The 454-nt window shown below is 33.9% G+C and carries 1 pseudogene; it reads right to left on the reverse strand.

The features are described 5' to 3' along the window. A pseudogene (gene cap8P, locus GUI70_RS25360) lies at window positions 1-454 on the reverse strand (type 8 capsular polysaccharide synthesis protein Cap8P); the annotation flags it as partial.

Consider the following 454-nt stretch of genomic DNA (forward strand, 5'->3'; position numbering starts at 1 on the left):
AGTAAAATAACTTTCTTGCCTTTATGTTTATTAATAATCGTTGAAACAAAATCATTTTGAACTGTTGTTGACAATGCGTCAATAACTGTATTTCCAGTAATAAAGATACGCTCTTTGTCTTTGTTTTCAAAAAGTAAATTTTTAGCTGCAATTACTGTTGGCGCAAAATTCAATTCAGCAATATTACTTACCATGACTCGATTTAACTCTTCAGGAAATGGTGAGTATTTCTGATGTGTTCGAAGTCCAGCTTCTACATGTCCGACCGGAATTTGATGATAAAATGCTGCCAAACTTCCTACAAAAGTCGTTGTAGTATCACCATGTACTAAAATCATATCCGGTTGTTCCTCATTAATGATGCTATCAAGTTTAGCAAGCGTATTCGCGGTAAGGTCCGCTAACGTTTGTTGATCTTGCATAATATTTAAATCATGATCAGCTTGAATATCAA

This window comes from Deinococcus alpinitundrae, from assembly GCF_009982895.1.
Classification (GTDB): domain Bacteria; phylum Deinococcota; class Deinococci; order Deinococcales; family Deinococcaceae; genus Deinococcus; species Deinococcus alpinitundrae.